Raw genomic sequence first — 23,408 nt, forward strand, 5'->3', positions numbered from 1 at the left:
GGGAAACAAATCCGGAAACAGCCTCTTCAACCACGCGAGCCAATCTTCAGACGCGTCTTTCTTGAGCTGTTCGAGGATCTCCTTGAACTTTTCTTCTCCGAGCTCCTTTCGCTTTTCATTCAGCTTGTCGCGTAGATCCTGAACAGTCTGACTCTTGGACGTTTTCTCGGCATCTTCAAGTTCTTTAAGAAGCTTGCTGACCGCTTCCTTATCCTTATTGTTGACACCCGCGTCGTCCTTTTTGTCATCTGAACGGCTTACGCCCCCCGGATACCGCCCTGCCCAACCATTGTCATTACGTATACCTGCGGACCTTTGGCTGCCCCCTGACGAACTCCACATACCCGCCCTCCCATTGATTGATGAGCCTGCCGGCCCCTGAACCAATCAGTGGCGGGGTAAGAATGGAGTGTTCCTCGCCATGCATTTCAGCGCGTAACCAGATTCGCCGTGGAGTGTTTTCTTGCACTCACAAAAAACCCCTCTTGCGAGGGGTTTCTTGTGGAGCGCTACCGCATCACGTCATCTGAATGATGGTCTGCATGATGGTGCTTTGAGTGGAGATGGTCTTGGCGTTCGCCTGATAGTTGCTCTGGGCCTTGATCAGGTTCACCAGTTCATTGGTCAGGTTGACGTTGGAGTTCTCCAGCGAGCCCGCAACGATAGAGCCCAAAGTACCGGCCTGCGGAGCGTCATAACCCGGCTGGCCCGATGCAAAGGTTTCTTTCCAGGTGGTACCACCGGCAGGCGCCAGGCCCTGCTCGTTATTGAAGCTGGCCAGGGACAATTGGCCGATGGCCTTGCTTTGCTGGTTGCTGAAGGTGGCGAACAAGACACCGTTACCGTCAACCTTCAGGTTGGTGATTTCACCCGTGGCATAGCCATCAGTGATCGGCGGGTTGCGGTAACTGGCGGAGTTGTACTGAGTGATACTGGCCATATTGACGGCAATACCGGTCGGGTTGGCCGCAGCACCATTATCAACCCAATTCCCCCCCTTCATCACGCCCGGCTTCCAGTCGGCAATGGTCAGCGTGGTGTTAGACACCGTGCTTGGCGGCGTAACAATCCCCTTGAGGGTACCGGCCGTGTCAAACGTCACCGTCGAGGCCACTGGCGCGACGGCCCCTGTACCACTGATTGGCGTACCGTTGGGGTTACGCCCGTCGATCAGGGTGTAGGACTTCCAGGTGTTGGAATCCGTCTTCACCATGTATTGAACCATCGGGTGCGCATTACCCTGAGTGTCATACAGGGTGGTGCTGTACTGGGTGGTGAAGGTTTCTGACTTGGTCGGGTCGAACGGATGAGCCGTTTGATCGATGACCGGCTCCGACGAGTTCAGGTTACTGGTGGAGTCCACTTTGGTGGAAGCCTTGGGCGGCAGATTGGACAGGTTGATCTGCAGGTCGGTCAGCGCGCCCTTGATGATTTTGCCATCTGCGTCCGCCGCATAACCTTGCAGTCGCGAAGTCCCGGTATTGTTGGTGATATAGCCATCCTTGTCCGGCTTGAAGGAGCCGTTACGGGTGTACTCCAGCGAACCGTCGCTGCCCTTCTGCACGAAGAAACCGCCACCCTGGATCGCCATGTCCAACAGGCCACCGCTGCTGTTGACCTCACCCTGGGTAAACTGTTGGGATACCGCCGCCAGGTTCACGCCGCTGCCGACGTTATTCTGGCCAGTACCCAGCTTGGACTGCGCATAGATATCGGAAAATTCCGCGCGGGACGACTTGAAGCCGGTGGTCGCGACGTTGGCGATATTGTTGCCGGTCACGTCCAGCTGTTTGTTGGCCGCATAGAGGCCGCTAAGGCCGATATTAAAAGACATGTTTCTCTCCTCTTGCCGTATTTAGCCGGCTCTATGTACCGATAATCTGAATTTGCGACAGCTTGATACTGCCCATGCCGCCCGCAAGATTAAGCATCATCTCGCCGCCATTCTGGCCGAGGGTCACGCTGGTGACCGTCGCCGGTAGCGAGGTCCTCAGGGCTACCGAGTCGCCCTTGTCCGTCTTGGTGGAAGCATTGAAGGTGTAGGTGCCAGCAGCGACCGTCTCACCGGCATCGTTTTTGCCGTCCCAGATAAAGTCAGCCTTGCCGGCACTCTGGGCACCCAGGTCGATCGTCTTGACCAGCTTGCCGTCCTTGTCAGTGACCTTGACAGTGACGTTGCCCACTGCCGAGGTGACCGCCACGGAACCGTTGAGGCTCTTGCTCGTGTCCACCATGGCCTTGTCGGTCTGGGTGATCACCGAACGCCCCACCAGCGACGAAGCCTGCAGTGCTTGCGATGAGCTGAAGTTGGTGGAGATATTGTTGACCGAATCGTTCAGGGTGTTGATGCCTTCAAGGCTGCTGAACTGTGCCAGCTGCGCCACGAACGCACCGTTATCCTGGGGCGACAGCGGGTTCTGGTTTTTCAATTGGGTAACCAGCAACTGCAAGAACGCATCCTTGCCCAACGACTGATTGCCGGTAGCCGCCTTGGCCGCGCCCGCTAACCCGTTGTTGTTTGCCGTAGCGTCCTTGACCTTGGAGTTGAACAGGTCCTGGATCGCCGTGTTGTTTGATGACGTATCAACAATGGCCATTATTTGGCGCCCCTTATCACTGACCCAGGGTCAGGACCTTCTGCATCATGGTTTTGGCGGTGTTCATCATTTCCGCGTTGGTCTGGAACGAGCGACTGGCGGAAATCATGTCGGCCATTTCCTCGACCACATTGACGTTGGGGTAGTACACGTACCCCTTGGCGTTTGCGGCGGGATGGTTGGGTTCATAGCGCGCTTCGAGATTGCTCTGATCTTCCACCACACCCAGTACCTGAACGCCCTGGCCGGCAGCATCCTGGTTCTGGAACAACGAATCGCTGCCGCCACTCTGGCCACCCTGGAACATGGTGGCGAACACCGGGTGACGGGCACGGTAGGTCTGGTCGATGCTCGACGACACGGTCTCGGCGTTGGCAATGTTACTGGCGACGGTGTTCAGGCGCGTGGTCTGGGCGCTCATGCCACTGCCGGCAATATTGAAAACACTGGCTAGAGACATGACTTACTCCCCACGGAGGGCCGACATCAGCCCTTTGAATTTGCTGTTGAGCAGGGTGAAGCTGGCCTGAAAGTTCACCGAGTTTTCGGCATAGGCCGATTGCTCCAGCTGGGCGTCCACGGTGTTCTGGTCGATCGAAGGCTGCATCGGCGTGCGATACAGCAGCGACTCGTCGCCATTGCCCAGGCCTTGCGCTTCGATATGACGGGTGTTGGTCATGTTCAAAGCGAAGGTGCCGTTCCTGGTCTTGTCTTGCTGTGCGGCGAGCACGGCGGAGAAGTCCAGGTCCCGAGCTTTATAGTTCGGGGTATCGGCGTTGGCGATGTTGTTAGCCAGGACTTCGGCACGCTGGGCGCGGAAGCCCAGGGCTTGTTCGTGGATACCGAGCGCTTTATCGAAGCTGATGCTCATGGTGGAAACCTTTAGGGGCTGACCTGCTTTTCGTAACAGGGTTATAGCAAGGGGCATGCCAATCTGGCGGGAGCCCTTATATCAAGGGTTTACGGGGGAGATTGCCGCAGGCGATGCCAGAAAAGCGGCAAGGGGTTTCCGCGTGGCGCCAGTAAAGCGGCAATGGAGAGTTGCCGCCTTCCTTCTACTTGCCGCAAAAACAAATGTGGGAGCGGGCTTGCCTGCGATAGCGGAGTACCTGCCGACATATTCATCGACTGACACACCGCCATCGCGGGCAAGCCCGCTCCCACATTGATCGGGCGAACCTGGATTATTTGGCCTGGTAAATGATCCCGGGACTGCACTGCACCATCTGGTAATGATCCGGCAAACCATTCAACGCTTCAGAAGCGCCAAGGAACAGGTAACCGCCACGCTTGAGGGTGCCATGAATGCGCAACAAGATGTCCTTCTTCACCTCAGCCGAAAAGTAGATCAGCACATTGCGGCAAAACACGATATCGAACTTGCCCAAGCCGGCATAACTGTCCAACAGGTTGAACGAACGAAACTCCACCCGACTCTTGATCGGCGTCTTGATCGCCCAGCGCCCCGCGCCCTTGGGGTCGAAGTAACGCTGCAAACGCTCCTGGGACAACCCACGCCCCAAGGCCAGGCTGTCGTACTCGCCGGTCTTGCAGTTGGTGAGCATGGTGCCGGACAAGTCTGTGGCCACAATCTGCGCGCCCGCCTTCAACTGGCCCATGTTGGTCCGCTCGAACTCATCAATGGACATCGAAATCGAATAGGGTTCCTGCCCCGATGAGCACGCCGCCGACCAGATCCTCAGGCGCTGGCCCGGGCTGGCCTTGATCGACTCCGGCAGGACTTTGTTCTTGAGCACTTCAAACGGATAGGTATCGCGAAACCACAAGGTCTCGTTGGTGGTCATGGCATCGACCACCATTTCCTTGAGCCCACTGCGCGGCTGGCCCTGGATCCGTTGTACCAGTTCGCCCAGGGATTTGATCCCCTGCTGCTCCATCAGTTTGTTGAGACGGCTGGATACCAGGTACTGTTTGTTTTCACCGAGCAATATGCCACAGGCTTTTTCCAGGAAGACCCGGAACTGTTCGAAATCCAAATTACCCGTAGACAATGATACCGCCTCTTAAATCGTGTGACCGCCAGGGGAAAAAACCTAGCCGTGATCTGCTGCCTTGATCCGGTCGACTACCCGGGATGCCAGGTCATCAGGGCGGAATTTGGCCAGAAAGTCATCGGCACCGACCTTCTTGACCATCGCCTGATTGAATACACCTGACAACGAAGTATGCAGGATGATGTGTAATTTTTGCATGCGTGGATCGTTGCGTATCTCGGCCGTGAGGGTGTAGCCGTCCATTTCTGGCATCTCGATGTCGGAAATCATCATCAGGAATTCTTCTTCCGGCTTCTTGCCCTCGTCCACCAGCTTGCGCAGGTAATCCAGGGCCTGGCGGCCATCATTGAGCGCCACCACTTCGACACCGACGGTCTGCAGGCAACGGGACACCTGCTTGCGCGCCACCGAGGAGTCATCCACCGTCAACACCCGCAGGGAGATTGCCTTGTGCTGGGTGTCGGCATCCACCACCCCCACTGAAATAGCCTCCGAGGTCGGGGCCACTTCCGCGAGCACCTTCTCCACGTCGATGATTTCCACCAACTGGTTGTCGACCCGCGTCACTGCCGTGAGGTAGTGATCACGTCCGGTGCCCTTGGGCGGCGGATGAATCTCTTCCCAGTTCATGTTGACGATGCGTTCCACCGAGCGCACCAGGAAACCCTGGGTCTTGGTGTTGTACTCGGTGATGATGACAAACGGGTTCGCACGGTCCTGTAAGCCCGGTGAACCGGTGGCCATCGCCAGGTCAAGAATCGGAATCGTCGCACCACGGATGTTGGCCACGCCACAGACCACAGGACTGGATTTGGGCAATATCGTCAACTTGGGACACTGCAGCACCTCCCGCACCTTGAAGACGTTGATGCCGTAAAGCTGCTTGCCATCCAGACGAAACAACAGCAACTCCAGGCGGTTCTGCCCTACCAGCTGTGTACGCTGGTTCACTGCATCCATTACACCCGCCATGCCCTGACTCCTACGCTAAAACTTATGGGTACGACGTGTACCCGATACTAAACGGCACGAGCTTTGCTTTTTATTGGCCATGAACATCAAACCGACAGTTTCCCGACGCCCCCAGCCACTGCCGTACTCTAAACAGTACCGCCGATTGCTCTGTGTCTCGCTGGCCTTGCTGGCGTTCGTCACTGGTCAGCCGGCCCGTGCCGACAATGTCACCCTGCCTGATCTGCTTATCGGCGTCACCCAGGGCTTTCTTGAGTTCACTGTAGAAGATTATCTGGCCACCACGCAGACCCCGGGACGCTACGAAATCCAGGTCAGCCCGCTGGACCCGCGCCTGCGCATGCCCATGTGCGACAAGGAATTGACAGCCACCCTGGAAAGCCCGGCTCAACCCATCGGTCGTGTCACCGTGCGAGTACGCTGCGACGGCGCCTCGCCCTGGACGGTGTTTGTGCCCGCCCAGGTCAAGCTGTTTCGTGATGTCGTCGTCGTTACCCGGCCACTGAAACGCACAGGGATCATCGGTTTCGAGGACGTCGCCCTGCGTGAACGCGACATCAGCCAAATCAATCAGGGGTACCTGACGTCGGTCGATCAGGCGATCGGGCAGAAACTCACCCGACCAATGGTCACCGACCAAGTCATCACCCTGGTCCATCTCGAACAGGCGGAAGTCGTGCGCAAGGGCGATCAAGTGGTGATCTCCGCCAACAGCGGCACCTTGACCGTAAAGATGCCCGGAGAAGCCTTGTCCAATGGTGGTATGAGCGAACAGATACGGGTCAAGAACCTCAACTCCAACCGAGTGATCAAGGCGCGGGTGACAGCCCCGGGCCAAGTGGAAGTCGCCCTATAGATAGCTGGCGCGGGACGCCGGCTTTTCCTACACTGTGCGCAGACGTCGTCACGTATAGGTTTATTGTCAATCGAGCCTAAAGTTTGTCCGGGTATGGCCGAAAACATGGCAAGCGTCCAAATACCCAGAGGTTTTCTAACATGGTCATTGATTTCAGTCGTTTGAATAACACCCCGACGCTTCCCGGCAATACGCGTACCAGCGGTGCCAAGGACAGCGTTGAAGCCCAGCCCCAGCCTCTGCCCGCCAAGGCAGAACAGGCCGGTGTCAGCCAGAGTGGGGAATCGGTACACCTGAGCAAAGAGGCTCAACAGTTGCAGAAGGTCACTGACTCGCTGCGCGATCAACCGGTTGTCAATAAAGCCCGTGTGGCCGAATTGAAGCAGGCGATTGCCGATGGCAGCTATAAAGTCGACAGCAACCGTGTAGCCAGCAAACTGCTTAACTTCGAAGCCGAGCGCTAGGCAAAGGCCTGCGCCAGGCTTTTGGACGCTTAAAACCCAAGGCCAGCCATGCACGACGAAAATTTACTCCAACTGATCACTGAAGACCTTGCTCCAGCGCAACATTTGCTCGAGCTGCTTCAAGAAGAATCACTGGCCCTGTACGGCCGGGATATGCCGCTGCTGGAAGATATCCTGGCACGCAAGCAGGCGCTGATCGTCCTGCTGGAACAGCATGGCAAGAAGCGCAGCCAGATTCTGGCCAGCCTGGGACTGCCGGCCGACCATGACGGCCTTACCCAACTGGCCAGCCACTCCTCGGTTGGCGACCAGTTGCTGAGCCAGAGCCAAGCGCTCAATGAGCTGTTGCTCCAGTGCCAGCAAGCCAATGTACTCAATGGCCAATCGATCCAGCTTCAGCAAGCCACGACCGCCAACCAGTTGCGCATCCTTCATGGCGGCGAACCTCCAGCGCTGTACAACGCCCAGGGTTCCACCTCACGCCTGGCCAAGCCAAGTACCCTCAGCCAAGCCTGACGCCGGTTTATCGCGCGCCCTATCAAGGCGCGCCACATGCTGGCAAAATGCCGGTTCTTGCGTGTAGTCGTATTTTGCCTGGAGATGGAAGAACCGTGTTCAACACCCTTAACGCGGAAGATGCTCCGCAGCCACCCAAGGTCCTCACCACGCCTCTGGAAATTGCCGCCACCTTGCGGCTGCTGCAAGAAAGCCATGATCCCCTGATCATCACCTTCCACGAACGCAACCAGCGCTTCCAGAGCTACCTGGTGGACGTGGATCGGGAAAGCAAAAGCCTGGCCCTGGACGAGATGATTCCCCGCGACGGCGAACGCTACCTGGAGAATGGCGAAGCCTTCCGCATCGAAGGTTTTCACGACGGCGTGCGCGTGGCCTGGGAAAGCAACGGTACCCTGACCATCAGCGAAACAGACGGCCACCGCAGCTACAACGGCAGCATGCCTGACGAGGTGGTTTACCATCAGCGCCGCAATGCCTTCCGTGCCGCCCTGAAGCTGGCGCAACTGGTGAATGTCGAGCTGGGCGGCGAGAAGCTCAAGGCCCCCCTCAGCGGCAAGCTGCTGGATATCTCCGCTACCGGCTGCAAGCTGCGCTTTGATGGCGACATTTCCGGGCGCCTGCAACTGGGCCAGGTCTATGACCGCTTCATCGCCGCCCTGCCCTTCGGCAGCATGACCACCGCCGTAGAGCTGCGTTATTTGCACTTCGAAGAAAAGATCGACACCACCTTTGCCGGCGTGCGCTTTCACAACATGAGCGGGCTGGTGCAGCGTCAGGTTGAACGTTTTGTCTACCAACTGCAGCGCGAGGCGCGGCGGTTTGACAAGGATGACGACCTTTAACTTTTAAAGGTGGCGACAAAAAACGGGCAGCTCCTTCAGGGAACTGCCCGTTTTTTGTTTCAGGGACGTGCCCTGCTCAGGTCATGGGGGTGATCATCCGGGTCCGGGTGCTCTGGCGACTCTGCCGATGGAGCCTGCTCATCTACCGCTGGCTCTGGATTGGTCTCGGGCTCCGGATCCGGGACAGTCGTCTGCATCTGGTCTTGCACCACCTGCTCATCCACCCGAGGGTCGAGGGCAGCCACCAGTGGCGAGCTGGACATGCTGTCGGGCATCGCCACGTGATGCAGTGGAGCATCGTCCACCTGATGCAAATTGGTCACCGCCTTCGGCCGGATACGCCAGACCAGGATCAAGGCACACAGGCTGAAAAACGCGTAGAGCATATGGCTGCCGAATAGCTTCATCACCACACCCGCCAACAGCGGCCCGACGCTGGCACCAATGCCGTAGGTCACCAGTAGCATCGCCGTCAGGGAAACCCGGCGATCGCCCTCGACGTGATCATTGGAGAACGCTACCGCCAGCGGATACAGACAGAACTGCACCAGCGAACAGAGGAAGCCCGCCACGAACAACACCTCTAACGGCACCTGGGTCATGATCGCCAACGGCAACGCCGCCACCGCCAGGCACAAGGCAAAACAGCGAATCAACAACGCCCGATCATAACGGTCCGACAACCAGCCCAGCGGCCACTGCACCAGCAGCCCGGCAAAAATACAGCTACCCATGAACAGACCGACCTGTTCGGTGCTCAGCCCTTGCTGGGACGCATAGAGCGGCGCCAGACCATAGAAAGAGCCGACAATCAGACCCGCCCCCAAGACCGTACTGAGGGACTGCGGCACCCGCTTGATAAAGAAACGCGGCTCCATCGGCGCAGGATGCAGGGGCGCGGGGTGAATGCGCCGGGTCATCGCCACCGGCACCAGGCACAGAGCAAAGCACAGCGCCACCAGCATCAGCAGCTCAAGACCCAATTGCGGGTGCATGACCAAAATCAACTGCCCTAGCACCAGGCCCAGGTAGGAAGCGATCATATAGCCGCTGAAGACCACACCTCGCTGTTTGGCGTCTGCCTGCTCATTGAGCCAGCTCTCGATGACCATGTACTGGCACATCATGCCCAGACCCACCACCATCCGCAGCACGATCCAGGCAGGCAGCCAATCGATCAGGCCGTGGCCCAGCACAGCCGCACCGACAATCCCGGCACAGGTGGCGTAGGCCCGGATATGCCCGACCCGGGCGATCAGCCGGTGACCGATCTTGCCCCCCAACACCAGGCCGAAGTAGTTGGCGGCCATCAACGCACCCACCCACAGACTGTCGACATGATCCGCTGCCAGGCGCAGGGCCAGGTACGTACTCAACAGGCCGGAGCCGATCAGCATCATCAAGGAGGCAAAATACAGCGCTCGAAAAGATTTCCAGATTTGGCGCATCGGCGTTCCGAGCGGCTCCTTGCAGTGAGTGTCAGGCTATCGGCATGATAGTCCGACGGCGCAGCGTCGTCAGGCCCGGAAAGCCAAAACACACCGTTTCCAGGGAATAATTTGTTTAAAACAGGTGCATCGCCAAGAGACTACGTCTCAGACGCCCCGTGGCGACCCGCAAGGTACAATCCGGTAACAAAAACTCGCGCCGCAATGCCATTGAGCCTCAAACATCGGCAAGGTTCGCGGTGCGATCAAAAAGAGCGGGGGAACCAGGCGCGTCGCTGGACCAGGCGGTAGCCGCCGCCCACCCCCAACCCACAAAAAAAGCCCCGCCAGAATGCTCTGAACGGGGCTTTCCTGAAATTCCTGCCCTTTCTAAAAAGAGCGGAACGTTAATGATGGTGTCCCAGGGCCGGTTCGAACGGCCAACCTTCCCCTTAGGAGGGGGATGCTCTATCCAATTGAGCTACTGGGACAAATGACAGCCACCCCACCAAAGGCGTTGCGACGGACGGCGTGCATGTTAACGGCCGAGTTGAGTTTTGTCATGTCGTCCGTGGGCTTTTTGAGTGTAAGCCGTTCCTCTCAACAGAGCGCTGGGCGCCACCCACTGATGGCTGGCGATAATGACGATCGTGCAAAATGCACTACCCCAAAATGCCATCATTGCAAAATGCAACAAGACATCATTTCAACATCAACATAACATATTGTTTTAAAATGATTTTTTATAAATAAAAGGCTGGCACGCCCTCTGCAATCCTTATCCCTATAAATCCAGCGACCTTATCACCCTGCGGAGAACACACCCATGAACAGTGCACTTCTGCTAGCCCTCAATGCCGTGGCATTGACTGCACTGGTGATGCTCCATTTTCAACCCGCCACCGGTGATGAAACGCTATACGCCAGCCAGGCTGGTTCACACCACATTCAACAACGTCCGCAGCTGGCAGTCATGACGGCCAAGGTCCAACCCTCCGTCCAACTGACCCAAGGTATCCAGGCCACCACTTCATCTGAGCACTGGATTTTTTGACACCGCACCCCACGGAGCCCCCCATGACGAAATCCGCCTGGCTGTTTCTGACCCTGACCCTGTTTACCGGTGTTGTGGGCCTGAACATCACATCACAGGACACACAAACCACCGCCTTTATCGCCAGCGGCGTATTCGGCAGCCTGTGGTTACTGGCGATCATTGTCGGGCGGCGCTTCAAGTTTGATCCGGTGTTGCGCTGAGCCCTTCTGCAAGAACGCCGCAGCTAAAAACACCTGCCCCCCCACTCGATTCACACCCATCCAAATTCCCGACCTTATGTCGCCAAGGCCTCGCAAATTGGCAAATTGCCACTAGTCTTAAAATTAAGGGCAAAAGGCCATATTGCTATAGCATGTGCCCCGAAAACCCTTTTGCCTGCGGGGCCAGCAGCCCTGCCACTTGCTTGGGCGCCGTGCAGATAAAGTTTTCAAACCAGTCCGCAAATTTGAAAATGAGTGCTGGCATAAAGCCTTTAGCCGGTTCAATATTTGTCACAGAATTGACGCCAATGAACTGGCAAATCTGAGGCATGATGCGGCCTCTTTGCAATTCAGGTTGAACATTTGGCAGCAACCCTTGTCCTAACAGACATCTTGCGGCCAATTCCAAAAACCGCTCCCCTGAACTAACCGGTTAAATATATGCGCCCATTGAAACAGGCAATTTATTCCAGCCGTACGGCTGACAAGTTCGTCGTACGTCTGCCAGACGGAATGCGGGAACGCATTGCCGAGGTGGCTCGCAATCATCACCGCAGCATGAACTCCGAAATCATTGCACGCCTGGAACAGAGCCTTATTCAGGAAGGTGCACTGGGCGACGAGTTGAGCATGCGCCTGGACAGCCCGGAGCTGTCACTGCACGAACGCGAACTGCTGCAGCGTTTTCGTCAGCTCTCCCACCGCCAGCAAAACGCCCTCGTGTCGCTTATCGCCCACGACGTCGAGGCCGCTGCAGAAGCCAACTGATGTTCAATTGAAAGCTGAAGCCAGCCATGTGCTGGCTTTTTTTTGCCTGGGATTTGGAGTTTGGGGCTGCCGGCAGCCCCACGAGGGAAGTATCAGAGCAGGAAGATGGTCGCCAAACCAAGGAAGATGAAGAAACCACCACTGTCGGTCATGGCGGTAATCATTACGCTGGCACCCATGGCGGGATCGCGCCCCAGACGCACCAGCGTCATCGGGATCAACACCCCCATCAGGGCAGCCAGTAGCAGGTTAAGCGTCATGGCGGCCGTCATGACCACACCCAGGGACCAACTGCCATAAAGCAGATAAGCCACTATGCCGATCACCCCACCCCACACCAGGCCATTGATCAACGCGACCGCCAGCTCCTTGCGCAGCAGCCGTGAGCCATGTCCCGTGCTCACCTGATCCAGCGCCATAGCCCGCACAATCATGGTGATGGTCTGGTTGCCCGAATTACCACCAATCCCGGCCACAATCGGCATCAGCGCCGCCAATGCCACCAACTTCTCAATGGACCCTTCAAACAGCCCGATCACACGAGAAGCGATAAACGCGGTAATCAGGTTGATTGCCAGCCAGGCCCAGCGGTTACGCAGGGACTTCCAGACTGACGCAAAAATATCTTCCTCTTCACGCAGACCCGCCATGTTGAGGACTTCGCTTTCGCTCTCCTCACGGATCAGGTCGACCATCTCATCGATGGTCAAACGACCGATCAGCTTGCCGTTCTTGTCGACCACCGGAGCCGAGATCAAGTCGTAACGCTCGAACGCCTGGGCAGCGTCGTAAGCATCTTCATCCGGGTGAAAACTCACCGGATCACTGGCCATCACATCCGCGACTTTCTTGTCCGGGTCATTGACCAGCAGGCGCTTGATCGGCAGCACGCCCTTGAGGATGCCTTCGTAGTCGACCACAAACAGCTTGTCGGTATGGCCTGGCAATTCCTTGAGACGGCGCAAGTAACGCAGGACCACTTCCAGGCTGACGTCTTCGCGGATGGTCACCATCTCGAAGTCCATCAGTGCACCGACCTGCTCCTCGTCATAGGACAACGCGGAGCGCACACGCTCACGCTGCTGGCCATCGAGGGCTTCCATCAATTCATGGACAACATCGCGAGGCAGCTCAGGGGCCAGGTCAGCCAGTTCGTCAGCATCCATCTCCTTGGCCGCAGCCAGGAGCTCGTGATCGTCCATGTCGGCGATCAGGGTTTCACGGACCGAGTCGGATACTTCGAGGAGAATGTCGCCGTCACGATCAGCCTTGACCAACTGCCAGAGGGTCAGACGATCATCCAGAGGCAAGGCCTCAAGGATGTAGGCAACGTCGGCGGAGTGCAGATCATCGAGCTTGCGTTGCAACTCGACGAGGTTTTGCCGGTGGACCAGGTTTTCGACCCGATCGTGATGCGGACCTTCCTGGCGGTGAGTCAGGTCTTCGACCACGCGCTGGCGATGCAGCAACTCAACTACTTGAGCCAGGCGATCCTGCAGGCTTTCTTGTGTTTTCTTTACTTCAACTTCGGTCATAGGCGAACTCCACTCCCAGCAGCGGGGCACGCCGGAAGGATCAATCAGTCAATTCATGATTGGTAAAGCAGGGTGTTAAGTAACTACTGGGTAAGTCCATGGAGGTATTCCACAAGCCCCGGCGAGGCTGACGGGCGCAATGATACACCGCCCGACCGTTTTAAACGTCAAAAAACTGGAAAGAACAAGCGCTTGCGATGCAAACCTGAGCATTGGCCGCACGTATGGTGGTGCGACGACACAAGGAGAAAAGAAAACACATGGGGCGGACAGAAAAAGAACCGAGGGCCTTTGGCTGCGTGCGAATGACGCGGCAAAGAAAATAAAACCCCAGACGGCAAAAAGCCCGCACTAGGCGGGCTTTTTGTTGTTTGGTGCACTCGACAGGATTCGAACCTGTGACCGCTCGGTTCGTAGCCGAGTACTCTATCCAGCTGAGCTACGAGTGCAAGTTGTGTTTTTAGACCAGATCACAACTGGTTGAAACAAGCTACCTGCATCACTGCAACTAACTCTTAAATGGTGCACTCGACAGGATTCGAACCTGTGACCGCTCGGTTCGTAGCCGAGTACTCTATCCAGCTGAGCTACGAGTGCATTTGTTGCCGCGCATTATAGGCCGTTCAATCTCTATGTAAAGCTATTTTTTCGAGTAATTTCAACAACTTACCGAAAAAACCAGATTGCAACGTACTAAGCAAATAATGGCGGAGAACGGGGGATTCGAACCCCCGACACCCTTTTGAGGTGTACTCCCTTAGCAGGGGAGCGCCTTCGGCCACTCGGCCAGCTCTCCGCAACACGGGGCGTATATTAACCAGCTTCATCCCCGTTTGCAAACATAAAAAACGATAAAAATTAATGGCTTGGTTCTTCGTCCTTCTCTTTCTTGATCCGCAGGTAGATTTCCTCACGGTGGACAGCCACCTCTTTCGGAGCGTTAACCCCGATTCGTACTTGATTGCCTTTGACGCCAAGCACGGTCACGGTGATTTCGCCATCACCAATAATCAAGCTCTCCGCGCATCGACGAGTCAGAATCAGCATACCTTTCTCCTCACGCATTTCAGTTCAGGGACAACAGTCTGCAAAAAAAAGGCATTCAGCCTACAACCAGATGGCCATAGCCCTGCACGCCTAAGTATTGTCGAGCGCACGTAAAAGAACAGGTCTCTACAGGCACCAGACAGAAAAATGAAAGGCGCGGTTAAACCGCGCCTTCCTGGCAACACATCACTCGCCCTGTCGGGCCGGAGCGTCGAGCTCAAAAGCGGTGTGCAGTGCGCGCACAGCCAGCTCCAGGTACTTCTCTTCGATAACCACCGACACCTTGATTTCCGAGGTAGAGATCATCTGGATGTTGATGCTCTCCTTGGCCAGGGCTTCGAACATACGACTGGCAACGCCTGCGTGAGAACGCATGCCCACACCGACGATCGACACCTTGGCAATCTTGGTATCGCCGACCACTTCACGGGCGCCAATCTCGCTCGCCGTGTTCTCCAGGATCCGGTGAGCGGCATCGTACTCGTTGCGGTGCACGGTGAAGGTGAAATCGGTGGTGTTATCGTGCGAAACGTTCTGCACGATCATGTCGACTTCAATGTTCGCACCGCTGATCGGGCCAAGGATCTTGAAGGCCACGCCCGGGGTGTCTGGCACGCCACGGATGGTCAGCTTGGCTTCATCGCGATTAAAAGCGATGCCGGAAATGATCGGCTGTTCCATGGATTCCTCTTCATCAATAGTAATGAGGGTGCCCGGACCCTCTTTGAAGCTGTGCAATACGCGCAGCGGAACGTTGTACTTGCCGGCGAACTCCACCGCGCGGATCTGCAACACCTTGGAACCGAGGCTGGCCATTTCCAGCATCTCTTCAAAGGTGATCTTGTCCAGGCGCTGAGCCACGGATACAACGCGCGGATCGGTGGTGTAGACACCATCCACATCGGTGTAGATCTGGCACTCATCAGCCTTGAGAGCTGCCGCCAGGGCCACGCCCGTGGTGTCCGAACCGCCACGCCCGAGGGTGGTGATGTTGCCGTGCTCGTCAACGCCCTGGAAACCGGCGACAACCACCACACGGCCTTCTTTCAGATCAGCGCGAATCTTCTGATCATCAATCTGCAGGATGCGCGCTTTAGTGTGCGCACTGTCCGTCAGAATACGTACCTGACTGCCAGTGTAGGACACCGCCGGCACACCACGCTTGTTCAGCGCCATGGCCAACAAAGCGATGGTCACCTGCTCGCCCGTGGAAACAATCACGTCCAACTCACGAGGAAGCGGTTGTTGATCGCCACTGATGGCCTTGGCCAGATCGATCAGGCGATTGGTCTCGCCGCTCATGGCCGACAGCACCACCACCAGGTCATCGCCGGCATCGCGGAATTTCTTAACCTTGTCGGCGACCTGCTCGATTCTTTCGACAGAACCGACCGAGGTGCCTCCAAATTTCTGTACGATCAAAGCCATTTCTAAGCCGCCTCAGCCCGTAAAGGGGCGCCCATTATTCAATCAATCAGCGCTGCCTGAGCCCGCGACTAGACCGCGGGCTCATTAACGACGCCTTAAATACCTGCCTCGACAAACGGTACGGTCAGGGCCAGGGCTGCGTCCAGGGCGCCAGCGTCAGTACCACCGCCTTGTGCCATGTCCGGACGACCACCGCCCTTCCCGCCCACTGCCGCAGCGGCTTGCTTCATCAAATCACCGGCCTTGAGTTGGCCAGTCAGGTCCTTGGTTACACCGGCAACCAGAACGACCTTTTCCTCATGGACACTGCCGAGCAGGATCACTGCGCGGCCGAGCTTGTTCTTCAACTGATCGACCAAGGCCAGCAGCGCCTTGCCATCCTGACCGTCCAGGCGCACAGCCAGGACTTTCACGCCCTTGACGTCCAGAGCAGAAGCCGACAGATCATCGCCCGCCGCGCTGGCTGCCTTGGCCTGCAACTGCTCCAGCTGTTTCTCCAGCTGACGGTTGCGCTCCAATACGGCAGAAAGCTTGTCGATCAGGTTGTCACGGCCGCCTTTGACCAGGCTGGCCGCTTCCTTGAGTTGTTCTTCGCCAGCGTTGAGGTAGGCCAGGGCCGCAGCACCGGTGACCGCCTCAATACGACGCACACCGGAAGCCACACCGCCTTCGCTGATGATTTTCAGCAGACCGATGTCGCCGGTGCGGCTGGCGTGGATACCGCCGCACAGCTCCACGGAGAAGCTGCCGCCCATGCTCAGCACGCGCACTTCGTCGCCGTACTTCTCGCCAAACAGCGCCATGGCACCTTTTTTCTTGGCGGTTTCAATATCGGTTTCTTCGGTTTCTACCGGGGTGTTCTTGCGAATCTCGGCGTTGACGATGTCTTCCAAAGCCTTCAACTGTTCAGGCTTGATCGCTTCGAAGTGACTGAAGTCAAAACGCAGGCGCTGGCTATCGACCAACGAGCCCTTCTGCTGCACATGTTCACCCAGCACCTGACGCAACGCGGCATGCAGCAAGTGGGTGGCCGAATGGTTCAAGGCGGTGGCATGGCGCACATCAGCATCAACCTGGGTGTCGACCGGCGCACCGACCGTCAGGTTACCCAGCACCAGCACACCGTGATGCAGGAAAGCACCGCCGGTCTTGGTGGTGTCGCGCACGTCGAAACGACCGGATGTCGAGCTCAAGAAGCCACAGTCACCGACCTGGCCGCCAGACTCGGCGTAGAACGGCGTCTGGTCGAGGACCACAACGCCCTCGTCGCCTTCGCTCAAGACGTCGACCGATTTGCCATCTTTATAGATAGCCACGATCTTGGCCGAGCCGACGGTGGCCTGATACCCCGTGAACTCGGTGGCCACGTCAACCTTGACCAGGGTGTTGTAGTCCAGGCCAAAGGAGCTGGCGGAACGCGCGCGCACACGCTGGGCTTCCATCTCACGTTCGAAACCGACTTCATCTACCGTCAGTTCACGCTCGCGGGCGATATCGGCCGTCAGGTCCATCGGGAAGCCATAGGTGTCGTACAGCTTGAACACCACGTCGCCCGGCACCACAGTGCCTTTGAGCTCAGCCAGGTCCTGCTCCAGAATCTTCAGACCATGTTCCAGGGTCTTGGAGAACTGCTCTTCTTCAGCCTTGAGCACGCGCTCGATGTTGGCCTGCTGCTGCTTGAGCTCCGGGAAGGCCTCGCCCATCTCGGCCACCAGCGCGGCAACGATCTTGTAGAAGAAACTGCCTGTGGCGCCCAACTTGTTACCGTGACGGCAAGCGCGACGGATGATACGGCGCAGCACATAGCCACGGCCCTCGTTGGACGGCAGCACACCGTCGGCAATCAAGAAGCCGCAAGAACGGATGTGGTCCGACACAACCTTGAGCGAAGACTGATTGTCGTTGGCGCAGCCAATCGCAGCCGCCGACGCGCTCAGCAGGTTCTTGAACAGGTCGATTTCGTAGTTGGAGTGAACGTGCTGCATCACCGCACTGATCCGCTCCAGGCCCATGCCGGTGTCTACCGACGGCGCAGGCAACGGATGCAACACGCCATCGGCGGTGCGGTTGAACTGCATGAACACGTTGTTCCAGATCTCGATGTAACGGTCACCGTCTTCTTCCGGCGAGCCCGGCGGGCCACCCCAGATGTCAGCGCCGTGATCGTAGAAAATCTCGGTGCAAGGACCGCACGGGCCGGTATCACCCATGGTCCAGAAGTTGTCGGAGGCGTAAGGCGCGCCCTTGTTGTCGCCGATGCGGATCATACGCTCGACCGGCACACCGATCTGCTGGGTCCAGATGTCGTAGGCTTCGTCATCGGTGGCGTAGACGGTGACCCAGAGCTTTTCCTTCGGCAGCTTCAGCACGCCAGTCAGGAAGGTCCAGGCAAAGGTAATCGCGTCACGCTTGAAATAGTCGCCGAAGCTGAAGTTGCCCAGCATCTCGAAAAAAGTGTGGTGGCGCGCGGTGTAGCCAACGTTTTCCAGGTCGCTGTTCTTGCCGCCGGCGCGTACGCACTTCTGGCTGCTGGTGGCGCGGGTGTAGGCGCGCTTTTCCTGGCCCAGGAAGCAGTCCTTGAACTGGTTCATCCCCGCGTTAGTGAACAGCAGGGTAGGGTCATTGCCTGGGATCAAGGAGCTGGAGGCGACACGGGTGTGACCTTGCTCTTCGAAGAAGCGAAGGAAGGCTTCACGGATTTCTGCGCTTTTCATTAGGTTCTTCCACGGAGGCTGCGGCCAAAGGCCAGTGCTAAACGTCATCAGACGGAGCGACGGCAAAGGGCCGCATTATATCGGCCCTTTGCCCGTGGTACAGCGTGTTTATGTGATAGAAACAGTCAATTAGACGGCCAGCACTGTCATTTTCGGGAAAACGCGACAAATGTCTCGACCACTTGCGCCAACTGCGCCCGGCTGACGTCCAGATGCGTGACCATGCGCAGGCGCGGTGCAGCACTTAACTTGATCCCACGCTCAGCCGCAAAAGCCTTCAACGCCCCGGCCTGATCGCCCACCTGAACGTAGACCATATTGGTCTGCACCGGCTCAACGGTGTAGCCCGCATTACGCAACTCTTCACCCAGCCAATGCGCGTTGGCATGGTCCTCGGCCAGGCGCTCGACTTGATGGTCCAGCGCATACAGTCCCGCAGCTGCCAACGAGCCCGCCTGACGCATGCCGCCACCGACCATTTTGCGCAAACGACGCGCCTTGGTAATCAGCGCGGTGGAGCCACACAACACCGAACCGATCGGCGCCCCGAGCCCCTTGGACAGGCACACCGAGACCGAATCGAAATGCTGGGCAATCTCGCGGGCATCCACCCCCAGCTTGACCGCTGCGTTGTAGATCCGCGCGCCGTCCAGGTGCAGGGCCAGACCTTGCTCACGGCAGAAAGCCCGTGCCGCCGCCAGGTAGGCCAGCGGCAAGACTTTGCCTTGCATGGTGTTTTCCAGCGCCAGCAGCCGGGTGCGGGCAAAATGGAAGTCATCCGGCTTGATGGCCGCCAGCACCTGATCCAGGTCCAGGGAACCGTCAGCCTGGACTTCCAGAGGTTGGGGCTGGATCGACCCTAGAACGGCCGCGCCGCCGCCTTCATATTTGTAGGTGTGGGCCTGCTGCCCGACGATGTATTCCTCGCCGCGCTCACAGTGGGCCATCAACGCCAGCAGGTTACTCATGGTGCCGGTGGGTACAAACAACGCCGCGGGGAATCCCAGGCGGCTGGCCAGTTCAGCTTCCAGGCGATTGACGCTGGGGTCTTCACCGTAGACGTCATCACCGCTGGCGGCGCTGGCCATGGCGTCGAGCATCCCTGGGGTCGGCTGGGTCACGGTGTCACTGCGAAGGTCAATCACGGTCATGAAGCAAACCTCTGGCGGATGAGTAATTTCCTTTGGATAACGATTACTGCGGGCATGGCGGTTGAATATCAAGTGCTTTGTAGGCACGCGCCCCACAAACAGACCAACCAATATAATCAATAGCAATTATCGAAAAGCAGCCTATGCAGCTTTCAGAAATATATGGTAAAAACTGACCGCCGCCAGGGTTCTGGCGGCAACGTTCTCAGGGCGGGGTGTAATTCCCCACCGGCGGTAATTGCGCGCGATGCGCATAGCCCGCGAGCGCTTGGCGCCTTGAACTGCTCAGGCAGGACGGCGACAAGGTCAGCAGACCCGGTGTGATTCCGGGGCCGACGGTCATAGTCCGGATGAAGAGAGAACGGGATTGGCGCCTAAGGGCCGTGCGCAACCGATCATGCCTGGCATGGTGGGTGATGCCGTACCCTTAAATCCCATTCGATTCATAACGCCCTGTTTTTTTCATAAACAGGAGTCAGAACATGCAACCCACCGCAATTGACAGCAAAGCCAAAAACCATCACGGCGAGCGCGTCGCGTTTATCCAGGCCTGCTGGCACAAGGATATTGTCGACCAGAGCCGTAAAGGTTTCCTCGCCGAAATGATCGCACAGGGCTACCAGGAGTCGGATATCGATTTCTTCGAAGTCGGCGGCGCCTTTGAAATGCCCCTGCACGCCAAGTTGCTGGCCAAGACCGGCCGTTATGCCGGTATCGTCGCAGCTGCTCTGGTAGTGGACGGCGGGATCTACCGTCACGAGTTCGTCGCCCAGTCAGTGGTCAGCGGCCTGATGCAGGTTCAGCTGGAAACCGAAGTGCCGGTGTTCTCGGTGTCCCTGACCCCGCATCACTTCCACGCGGGCATGGAACACCAGACCTTCTTCTTTGAGCACTTCGTGCACAAGGGCCAGGAAGCGGCGAAGACCTGTGCCGATACGCTGCACAAGATCCGTGCGCTGCGTCGTAATGAGCCGCGGGCTGTTGCGGTTTAAGAAGTACAAAAAAACCGGTGTAAAACCGGTTTTTTGTGGGAGCTGGCTTGCCTGCGATGACGGTGTCTCTGTCGACATCAATGCCGAATGTCCGATCGCTATCGCAGGCAAGCCAGCTCCCACAGTTGATCGAGGCAGTCTCGGGATTTATGCCAAGCCAGCATCCGTCGTCGGCACAATCAAGATCCCCGCTCGTAAACCATTCTTCACCTTCGGGTTGGGGAAGATGATGCGTGCGCCCTCCTCCTCGATCACCCAGCGGCTCTTGGCGATGTCTTCGGCCAGCAGGTAGCCCTTTTTCAGCTCCGAGAAGTTTTCCACATCCGCCGGCAGGTGCAGGATGAACGCATCGCTGTGCTTGATCACTTCCCGGGAGACGCTGAACAGTTGCAAGCCGTCCAGGCTTTCGGTTTCAGGCTCGTCGCCTTCGATGATCTGCTTGAGGCGGGTTTCCAGACGGGACACATTCACCCCCTGGTTCTGCCCGAACGGCCGGGCCTTACCCAACTCCAGGGTGAACGCCTCAGCGCCCAACTGCTCGTAGGTGAAGGCAGAAAAAGTAATCGAGTTCTTGTTCTGCAGCAGCACGGCTTCCATGCCCGCAGCGCGCAGGCGCGCCAGTTCACGGCGTGAATGCTGGCGCCCTTCCTTCCACGGATACAGGGCAAACTGCTCGATCTTCGAACCGCGAATGGCGGTGTGCAGGTCGTAATGCAGGCGCGAACGATCAGGCAGGCTGAAGAAGCTGCGGGCCAACTGTTCAAGCTCGGCCGCACGCAGGGCTTCCGGCCCGCTGCTTTGTTCATGACGGCCGTTGAACAGCCGGTTGACGTCCGTTTCGAGGTAACGCTCCCCACGGCGCATGGCCTCAGGGTTGCCAAACAGGAACAGAATGCGTGCACGCGGCTTGAGATCGCCGCGCGCGATGTCGTGCAGCAACCGGTCGAGCAATTCGATCGGTGCAGTTTCATTGCCGTGGATGCCGGACGACAGCAGCACGTCGCTGCCGTTGTCCCGCGCCTCAGGTGGGCGCACTTCCAGCGCGCCCTCACTGAGCCAGCGCAATCGCACGCCTTCGACGGTCGTTTGAGTCTTCTCGGCCGGTTCGCGTCCGGCCAGGGTCAGTTCAAGCAGTTTGCCGAGGGCGAGCATAGATCAGCTTCCTTAGTGGTTGCAGCCTGGACCGTGAACGTGATCTTCATCATCACCGACGTCAGCCGGTTCCATTTCCAGTTGCAGGCTCATCAGGTTGGTGGCCAATGGGCGCATCAGCAGGTTGGCGTACTCGGAGTCGCCTTCTTCCACATCGACACCGATCAGCAGTTGGCCACGGCCGTCGTGCTGGATCCAGATTTCCTTGCCCTGCCAGATCACCGCGACGCGGGTGCAGGAGGTTTCCAGTTGAGTGCCATCGGTGTCTTCAAGGATCAGTTGCAGGGTGTCGGTCATAAAATAGCTCTCATCTGGGGCATTAATTGATCTGGAAAGGATAAACCGAGCCCAGTTTAAGGATTTGCGTCAGTTCATCCAGTGCCGTCCGGCACTCAAGCAGCAATTGCGGGTCAGCCAGGTCGGTTTCCCGCAGGCTGTCGCGGTAGTGCTTTTCGACCCAGTGGGTCAGGGTGTCATACAACGGTGCCGTCATGATAACCCCTGGGTTGACCGCCGCCAGTTCGGTTTCATTCAAAGCCACCCTCAAGCGCAGACACGCCGGGCCACCGCCGTTCTGCATGCTTTGCTTGAGGTCAAAGACCTTCACTTCGCGGATCAGGCCACCGGAGGACGTCAGGCTTTGCAGGTACTGCCAGACACGCTCATTGCTGCGGCACTCTTCCGGCACGATCAGCAGCATCGAGCCGTCAGCACGGCTCAGCAACTGGCTGTTGAACAGGTAGGAACGCACCGCATCTTCAACGCTGACCAGGGCACGGGGCACGCAGATCGACTGGAAGTTGCCGCCACGCTTGCCGAGCTTGCCCTGCAACTCGCCGAGCATCTGCTCGGTATGGAGGAAGGCATCCTCGTGATAGAACAGCACTTCACCGTTGCCCACTGCGATCACGTCGTTGTGGAACACACCGGCATCGATCACCGCCGGGTTCTGCTGGGCGAAAACCACACCGTCATCCTGCAGGCCGTGCAGGCGAGCGACGGCCTGGGACGCTTCGAGGGTCTGGCGCGCCGGGTACTTTTGCGGCGCCGGGTAGCGGGTGTCGAATGCACTGCGGCCGAACACGAAAAACTCTACGCCAGCCTCGCCATAGTCACGGCAGAAACGCGTGTGGTTGGCCGCGCCTTCGTCACCAAACTGCGCCACCGCCGGCAGTGCAGCGTGATGGGCGAAGTGTTTCTGGTCAGCGAACATGGCGCCCAGCACGCGGCTGGTGGTCGGGTGTTCGATGCTGCGGTGGTATTTGCAGTTGAGGTTGGCGGCGGTGAAATGCACGCGGCCATCGGCGGTGTCGGCACTCGGGCTGACCGTGGCGGCGTTGGCCACCCACATGCTCGACGCCGAGCAGCTTGCTACCAACAACGGCATGGCGTGCTTGGCCGCTTGCTGGATCACTTGCGCGTCGGTTCCGGCAAAGCCGAGGTTGCGTAGCGCCGCCACGTCGGGACGTTCCTGTGGCGCCAGCACCCCTTGCACAAAGCCCATTTCCATCAGGGCCTTCATTTTCGCCAGGCCTTGCAACGCCGCTTCCTTAGGGTTGGAAGACTGCTGGCTGTTGCTCTGGGACGCGACGTTGCCGTAGGACAAACCGCCGTAGTTATGGGTCGGCCCCACTAGACCGTCAAAATTGACTTCACAGGATTTCATCGGCGA

The 23,408-nt window shown here is 57.9% G+C and carries 24 protein-coding genes, 4 tRNA genes, 1 pseudogene and 1 riboswitch; of the genes and pseudogenes, 8 read left to right on the top strand and 21 right to left on the bottom strand.

Going from position 1 to position 23,408, the window contains the following annotated elements; genetic code table 11:
* The 7 genes and pseudogenes from GNF76_RS29715 to GNF76_RS27360 form a co-directional block, all read right to left on the bottom strand.
* Positions 1–342, bottom strand: a pseudogene (locus tag GNF76_RS29715) (hypothetical protein); the annotation flags it as partial.
* Positions 343–517: 175 nt separating this feature from the next.
* Positions 518–1,834 (bottom strand): flagellar hook protein FlgE, encoded by a 1,317-nt coding sequence (gene flgE / locus GNF76_RS27335; protein ID WP_155586177.1) that lies wholly within the window; start codon positions 1,832–1,834, stop codon positions 518–520.
* Between the two features lie 31 nt (positions 1,835–1,865).
* Positions 1,866–2,597: a flagellar hook assembly protein FlgD gene (gene flgD, locus GNF76_RS27340; protein WP_155586178.1), complete on the bottom strand. Its 732-nt coding sequence runs from the start codon at positions 2,595–2,597 to the stop codon at positions 1,866–1,868.
* A 16-nt stretch (positions 2,598–2,613) separates the two neighbouring features.
* Positions 2,614–3,057, bottom strand: coding sequence for a flagellar basal body rod protein FlgC (flgC, locus tag GNF76_RS27345; RefSeq protein WP_155586179.1), 444 nt, complete (start codon positions 3,055–3,057; stop codon positions 2,614–2,616).
* Positions 3,058–3,060: 3 nt separating this feature from the next.
* Complete coding sequence (gene flgB, locus GNF76_RS27350; RefSeq protein WP_155586180.1) at positions 3,061–3,468, bottom strand: flagellar basal body rod protein FlgB; 408 nt, start codon at positions 3,466–3,468, stop codon at positions 3,061–3,063.
* Positions 3,469–3,781: 313 nt separating this feature from the next.
* A complete protein-coding gene (gene cheR / locus GNF76_RS27355) occupies positions 3,782–4,609 on the bottom strand; it encodes a protein-glutamate O-methyltransferase CheR (protein WP_155586181.1) in 828 nt (275 codons plus the stop codon).
* Between the two features lie 42 nt (positions 4,610–4,651).
* The gene (locus tag GNF76_RS27360) at positions 4,652–5,584 is read right to left on the bottom strand and encodes a chemotaxis protein CheV (RefSeq protein ID WP_155586182.1); all 933 of its coding nucleotides are present in this window, start codon (positions 5,582–5,584) and stop codon (positions 4,652–4,654) included.
* A 79-nt stretch (positions 5,585–5,663) separates the two neighbouring features.
* On the opposite strand from GNF76_RS27360, the gene flgA reads away from it, so the two are divergent.
* The 4 genes from flgA to GNF76_RS27380 all read left to right on the top strand — a co-directional run bounded on the left by flgA (position 5,664) and on the right by GNF76_RS27380 (position 8,265).
* Entirely contained in the window at positions 5,664–6,440 is a 777-nt protein-coding gene (flgA, locus tag GNF76_RS27365; protein ID WP_178123620.1) for a flagellar basal body P-ring formation chaperone FlgA, read from the top strand.
* Between the two features lie 140 nt (positions 6,441–6,580).
* Positions 6,581–6,904 carry a flagellar biosynthesis anti-sigma factor FlgM gene (gene flgM, locus GNF76_RS27370; protein WP_155586183.1) on the top strand — a complete coding sequence of 108 codons (324 nt, stop codon included), beginning with the start codon at positions 6,581–6,583 and terminating at the stop codon, positions 6,902–6,904.
* A gap of 48 nt (positions 6,905–6,952) precedes the next feature.
* Complete coding sequence (locus GNF76_RS27375; protein WP_155586184.1) at positions 6,953–7,420, top strand: flagella synthesis protein FlgN; 468 nt, start codon at positions 6,953–6,955, stop codon at positions 7,418–7,420.
* Positions 7,421–7,515: 95 nt separating this feature from the next.
* A complete protein-coding gene (locus GNF76_RS27380) occupies positions 7,516–8,265 on the top strand; it encodes a flagellar regulator YcgR PilZN domain-containing protein (protein WP_178123621.1) in 750 nt (249 codons plus the stop codon).
* A 59-nt stretch (positions 8,266–8,324) separates the two neighbouring features.
* Here GNF76_RS27380 and GNF76_RS27385 read toward each other — a convergent pair whose 3' ends face one another.
* On the bottom strand, positions 8,325–9,713 hold the full coding sequence (locus GNF76_RS27385) for an MFS transporter (RefSeq protein WP_155586186.1): 1,389 nt from the start codon (positions 9,711–9,713) through the stop codon (positions 8,325–8,327).
* A 393-nt stretch (positions 9,714–10,106) separates the two neighbouring features.
* A tRNA-Arg gene (locus GNF76_RS27390) sits at positions 10,107–10,183 on the bottom strand.
* 335 nt (positions 10,184–10,518) lie between these two features.
* Between GNF76_RS27390 and GNF76_RS27395 the strand changes: the two genes are divergently transcribed.
* Both GNF76_RS27395 and GNF76_RS27400 read left to right on the top strand, forming a co-directional pair.
* Entirely contained in the window at positions 10,519–10,746 is a 228-nt protein-coding gene (locus tag GNF76_RS27395) for a hypothetical protein (RefSeq protein WP_155586187.1), read from the top strand.
* A gap of 23 nt (positions 10,747–10,769) precedes the next feature.
* Positions 10,770–10,949: a PA3371 family protein gene (locus GNF76_RS27400; RefSeq protein ID WP_155586188.1), complete on the top strand. Its 180-nt coding sequence runs from the start codon at positions 10,770–10,772 to the stop codon at positions 10,947–10,949.
* A gap of 145 nt (positions 10,950–11,094) precedes the next feature.
* Here GNF76_RS27400 and GNF76_RS27405 read toward each other — a convergent pair whose 3' ends face one another.
* Positions 11,095–11,280 (bottom strand): hypothetical protein, encoded by a 186-nt coding sequence (locus tag GNF76_RS27405; protein WP_155586212.1) that lies wholly within the window; start codon positions 11,278–11,280, stop codon positions 11,095–11,097.
* A 110-nt stretch (positions 11,281–11,390) separates the two neighbouring features.
* Here GNF76_RS27405 and GNF76_RS27410 point away from each other — a divergent pair, with 110 nt between their 5' ends.
* Positions 11,391–11,717, top strand: coding sequence for an Arc family DNA-binding protein (locus GNF76_RS27410; RefSeq protein WP_003175643.1), 327 nt, complete (start codon positions 11,391–11,393; stop codon positions 11,715–11,717).
* A 92-nt stretch (positions 11,718–11,809) separates the two neighbouring features.
* Here the strand turns inward: GNF76_RS27410 and mgtE are convergent, their stop codons facing one another.
* The 8 genes from mgtE to ltaE form a co-directional block, all read right to left on the bottom strand.
* The gene (gene mgtE, locus GNF76_RS27415; protein ID WP_155586189.1) at positions 11,810–13,252 is read right to left on the bottom strand and encodes a magnesium transporter; all 1,443 of its coding nucleotides are present in this window, start codon (positions 13,250–13,252) and stop codon (positions 11,810–11,812) included.
* Positions 13,253–13,624: 372 nt separating this feature from the next.
* A tRNA-Arg gene (locus GNF76_RS27420) sits at positions 13,625–13,701 on the bottom strand.
* A gap of 71 nt (positions 13,702–13,772) precedes the next feature.
* A tRNA-Arg gene (locus GNF76_RS27425) sits at positions 13,773–13,849 on the bottom strand.
* Positions 13,850–13,957: 108 nt separating this feature from the next.
* Positions 13,958–14,048: transfer RNA gene (locus GNF76_RS27430), tRNA-Ser, on the bottom strand.
* 62 nt (positions 14,049–14,110) lie between these two features.
* Positions 14,111–14,299, bottom strand: coding sequence for a carbon storage regulator CsrA (gene csrA / locus GNF76_RS27435; protein WP_002554426.1), 189 nt, complete (start codon positions 14,297–14,299; stop codon positions 14,111–14,113).
* A 186-nt stretch (positions 14,300–14,485) separates the two neighbouring features.
* Positions 14,486–15,727: an aspartate kinase gene (locus GNF76_RS27440; protein ID WP_155586190.1), complete on the bottom strand. Its 1,242-nt coding sequence runs from the start codon at positions 15,725–15,727 to the stop codon at positions 14,486–14,488.
* Positions 15,728–15,822: 95 nt separating this feature from the next.
* Entirely contained in the window at positions 15,823–18,441 is a 2,619-nt protein-coding gene (gene alaS, locus GNF76_RS27445; RefSeq protein WP_155586191.1) for an alanine--tRNA ligase, read from the bottom strand.
* Positions 18,442–18,587: 146 nt separating this feature from the next.
* The gene (gene ltaE, locus GNF76_RS27450) at positions 18,588–19,592 is read right to left on the bottom strand and encodes a low-specificity L-threonine aldolase (protein ID WP_155586192.1); all 1,005 of its coding nucleotides are present in this window, start codon (positions 19,590–19,592) and stop codon (positions 18,588–18,590) included.
* 197 nt (positions 19,593–19,789) lie between these two features.
* Positions 19,790–19,959, top strand: a riboswitch (FMN riboswitch).
* A gap of 115 nt (positions 19,960–20,074) precedes the next feature.
* Between ltaE and GNF76_RS27455 the strand changes: the two genes are divergently transcribed.
* The gene (locus GNF76_RS27455) at positions 20,075–20,584 is read left to right on the top strand and encodes a 6,7-dimethyl-8-ribityllumazine synthase (RefSeq protein WP_155586193.1); all 510 of its coding nucleotides are present in this window, start codon (positions 20,075–20,077) and stop codon (positions 20,582–20,584) included.
* 147 nt (positions 20,585–20,731) lie between these two features.
* Here GNF76_RS27455 and astE read toward each other — a convergent pair whose 3' ends face one another.
* The 3 genes from astE to astB are packed head-to-tail and all read right to left on the bottom strand — an operon-like array spanning position 20,732 to position 23,402.
* Positions 20,732–21,736, bottom strand: a complete 1,005-nt coding sequence (gene astE, locus GNF76_RS27460; RefSeq protein WP_155586194.1) for a succinylglutamate desuccinylase — start codon at positions 21,734–21,736, stop codon at positions 20,732–20,734.
* A gap of 12 nt (positions 21,737–21,748) precedes the next feature.
* Complete coding sequence (locus GNF76_RS27465; protein ID WP_155586195.1) at positions 21,749–22,033, bottom strand: topoisomerase II; 285 nt, start codon at positions 22,031–22,033, stop codon at positions 21,749–21,751.
* A 22-nt stretch (positions 22,034–22,055) separates the two neighbouring features.
* Positions 22,056–23,402 carry an N-succinylarginine dihydrolase gene (astB, locus tag GNF76_RS27470; RefSeq protein WP_155586196.1) on the bottom strand — a complete coding sequence of 449 codons (1,347 nt, stop codon included), beginning with the start codon at positions 23,400–23,402 and terminating at the stop codon, positions 22,056–22,058.
* Positions 23,403–23,408: the final 6 nt, after the last annotated feature.

The organism is Pseudomonas spelaei, from assembly GCF_009724245.1.
Lineage (GTDB): Bacteria > Pseudomonadota > Gammaproteobacteria > Pseudomonadales > Pseudomonadaceae > Aquipseudomonas > Aquipseudomonas spelaei.

Bases quoted from the DNA above. Each gene is read 5' to 3' on its own strand.
- flgE (WP_155586177.1), bottom strand. From the start codon at position 1,834: ATGTCTTTTAATATCGGCCTTAGCGGCCTCTATGCGGCCAACAAACAG.
- flgD (WP_155586178.1), bottom strand. From the start codon at position 2,597: ATGGCCATTGTTGATACGTCATCAAACAACACGGCGATCCAGGACCTG.
- flgC (WP_155586179.1), bottom strand. From the start codon at position 3,057: ATGTCTCTAGCCAGTGTTTTCAATATTGCCGGCAGTGGCATGAGCGCC.
- flgB (WP_155586180.1), bottom strand. From the start codon at position 3,468: ATGAGCATCAGCTTCGATAAAGCGCTCGGTATCCACGAACAAGCCCTG.
- GNF76_RS27360 (WP_155586182.1), bottom strand. From the start codon at position 5,584: ATGGCGGGTGTAATGGATGCAGTGAACCAGCGTACACAGCTGGTAGGG.
- flgA (WP_178123620.1), top strand. From the start codon at position 5,664: ATGAACATCAAACCGACAGTTTCCCGACGCCCCCAGCCACTGCCGTAC.
- flgM (WP_155586183.1), top strand. From the start codon at position 6,581: ATGGTCATTGATTTCAGTCGTTTGAATAACACCCCGACGCTTCCCGGC.
- GNF76_RS27375 (WP_155586184.1), top strand. From the start codon at position 6,953: ATGCACGACGAAAATTTACTCCAACTGATCACTGAAGACCTTGCTCCA.
- GNF76_RS27385 (WP_155586186.1), bottom strand. From the start codon at position 9,713: ATGCGCCAAATCTGGAAATCTTTTCGAGCGCTGTATTTTGCCTCCTTG.
- GNF76_RS27395 (WP_155586187.1), top strand. From the start codon at position 10,519: ATGAACAGTGCACTTCTGCTAGCCCTCAATGCCGTGGCATTGACTGCA.
- GNF76_RS27400 (WP_155586188.1), top strand. From the start codon at position 10,770: ATGACGAAATCCGCCTGGCTGTTTCTGACCCTGACCCTGTTTACCGGT.
- GNF76_RS27405 (WP_155586212.1), bottom strand. From the start codon at position 11,280: ATGCCTCAGATTTGCCAGTTCATTGGCGTCAATTCTGTGACAAATATT.
- GNF76_RS27410 (WP_003175643.1), top strand. From the start codon at position 11,391: ATGCGCCCATTGAAACAGGCAATTTATTCCAGCCGTACGGCTGACAAG.
- mgtE (WP_155586189.1), bottom strand. From the start codon at position 13,252: ATGACCGAAGTTGAAGTAAAGAAAACACAAGAAAGCCTGCAGGATCGC.
- csrA (WP_002554426.1), bottom strand. From the start codon at position 14,299: ATGCTGATTCTGACTCGTCGATGCGCGGAGAGCTTGATTATTGGTGAT.
- GNF76_RS27440 (WP_155586190.1), bottom strand. From the start codon at position 15,727: ATGGCTTTGATCGTACAGAAATTTGGAGGCACCTCGGTCGGTTCTGTC.
- alaS (WP_155586191.1), bottom strand. From the start codon at position 18,441: ATGAAAAGCGCAGAAATCCGTGAAGCCTTCCTTCGCTTCTTCGAAGAG.
- ltaE (WP_155586192.1), bottom strand. From the start codon at position 19,592: ATGACCGTGATTGACCTTCGCAGTGACACCGTGACCCAGCCGACCCCA.
- GNF76_RS27455 (WP_155586193.1), top strand. From the start codon at position 20,075: ATGCAACCCACCGCAATTGACAGCAAAGCCAAAAACCATCACGGCGAG.
- astE (WP_155586194.1), bottom strand. From the start codon at position 21,736: ATGCTCGCCCTCGGCAAACTGCTTGAACTGACCCTGGCCGGACGCGAA.
- GNF76_RS27465 (WP_155586195.1), bottom strand. From the start codon at position 22,033: ATGACCGACACCCTGCAACTGATCCTTGAAGACACCGATGGCACTCAA.
- astB (WP_155586196.1), bottom strand. From the start codon at position 23,402: ATGAAATCCTGTGAAGTCAATTTTGACGGTCTAGTGGGGCCGACCCAT.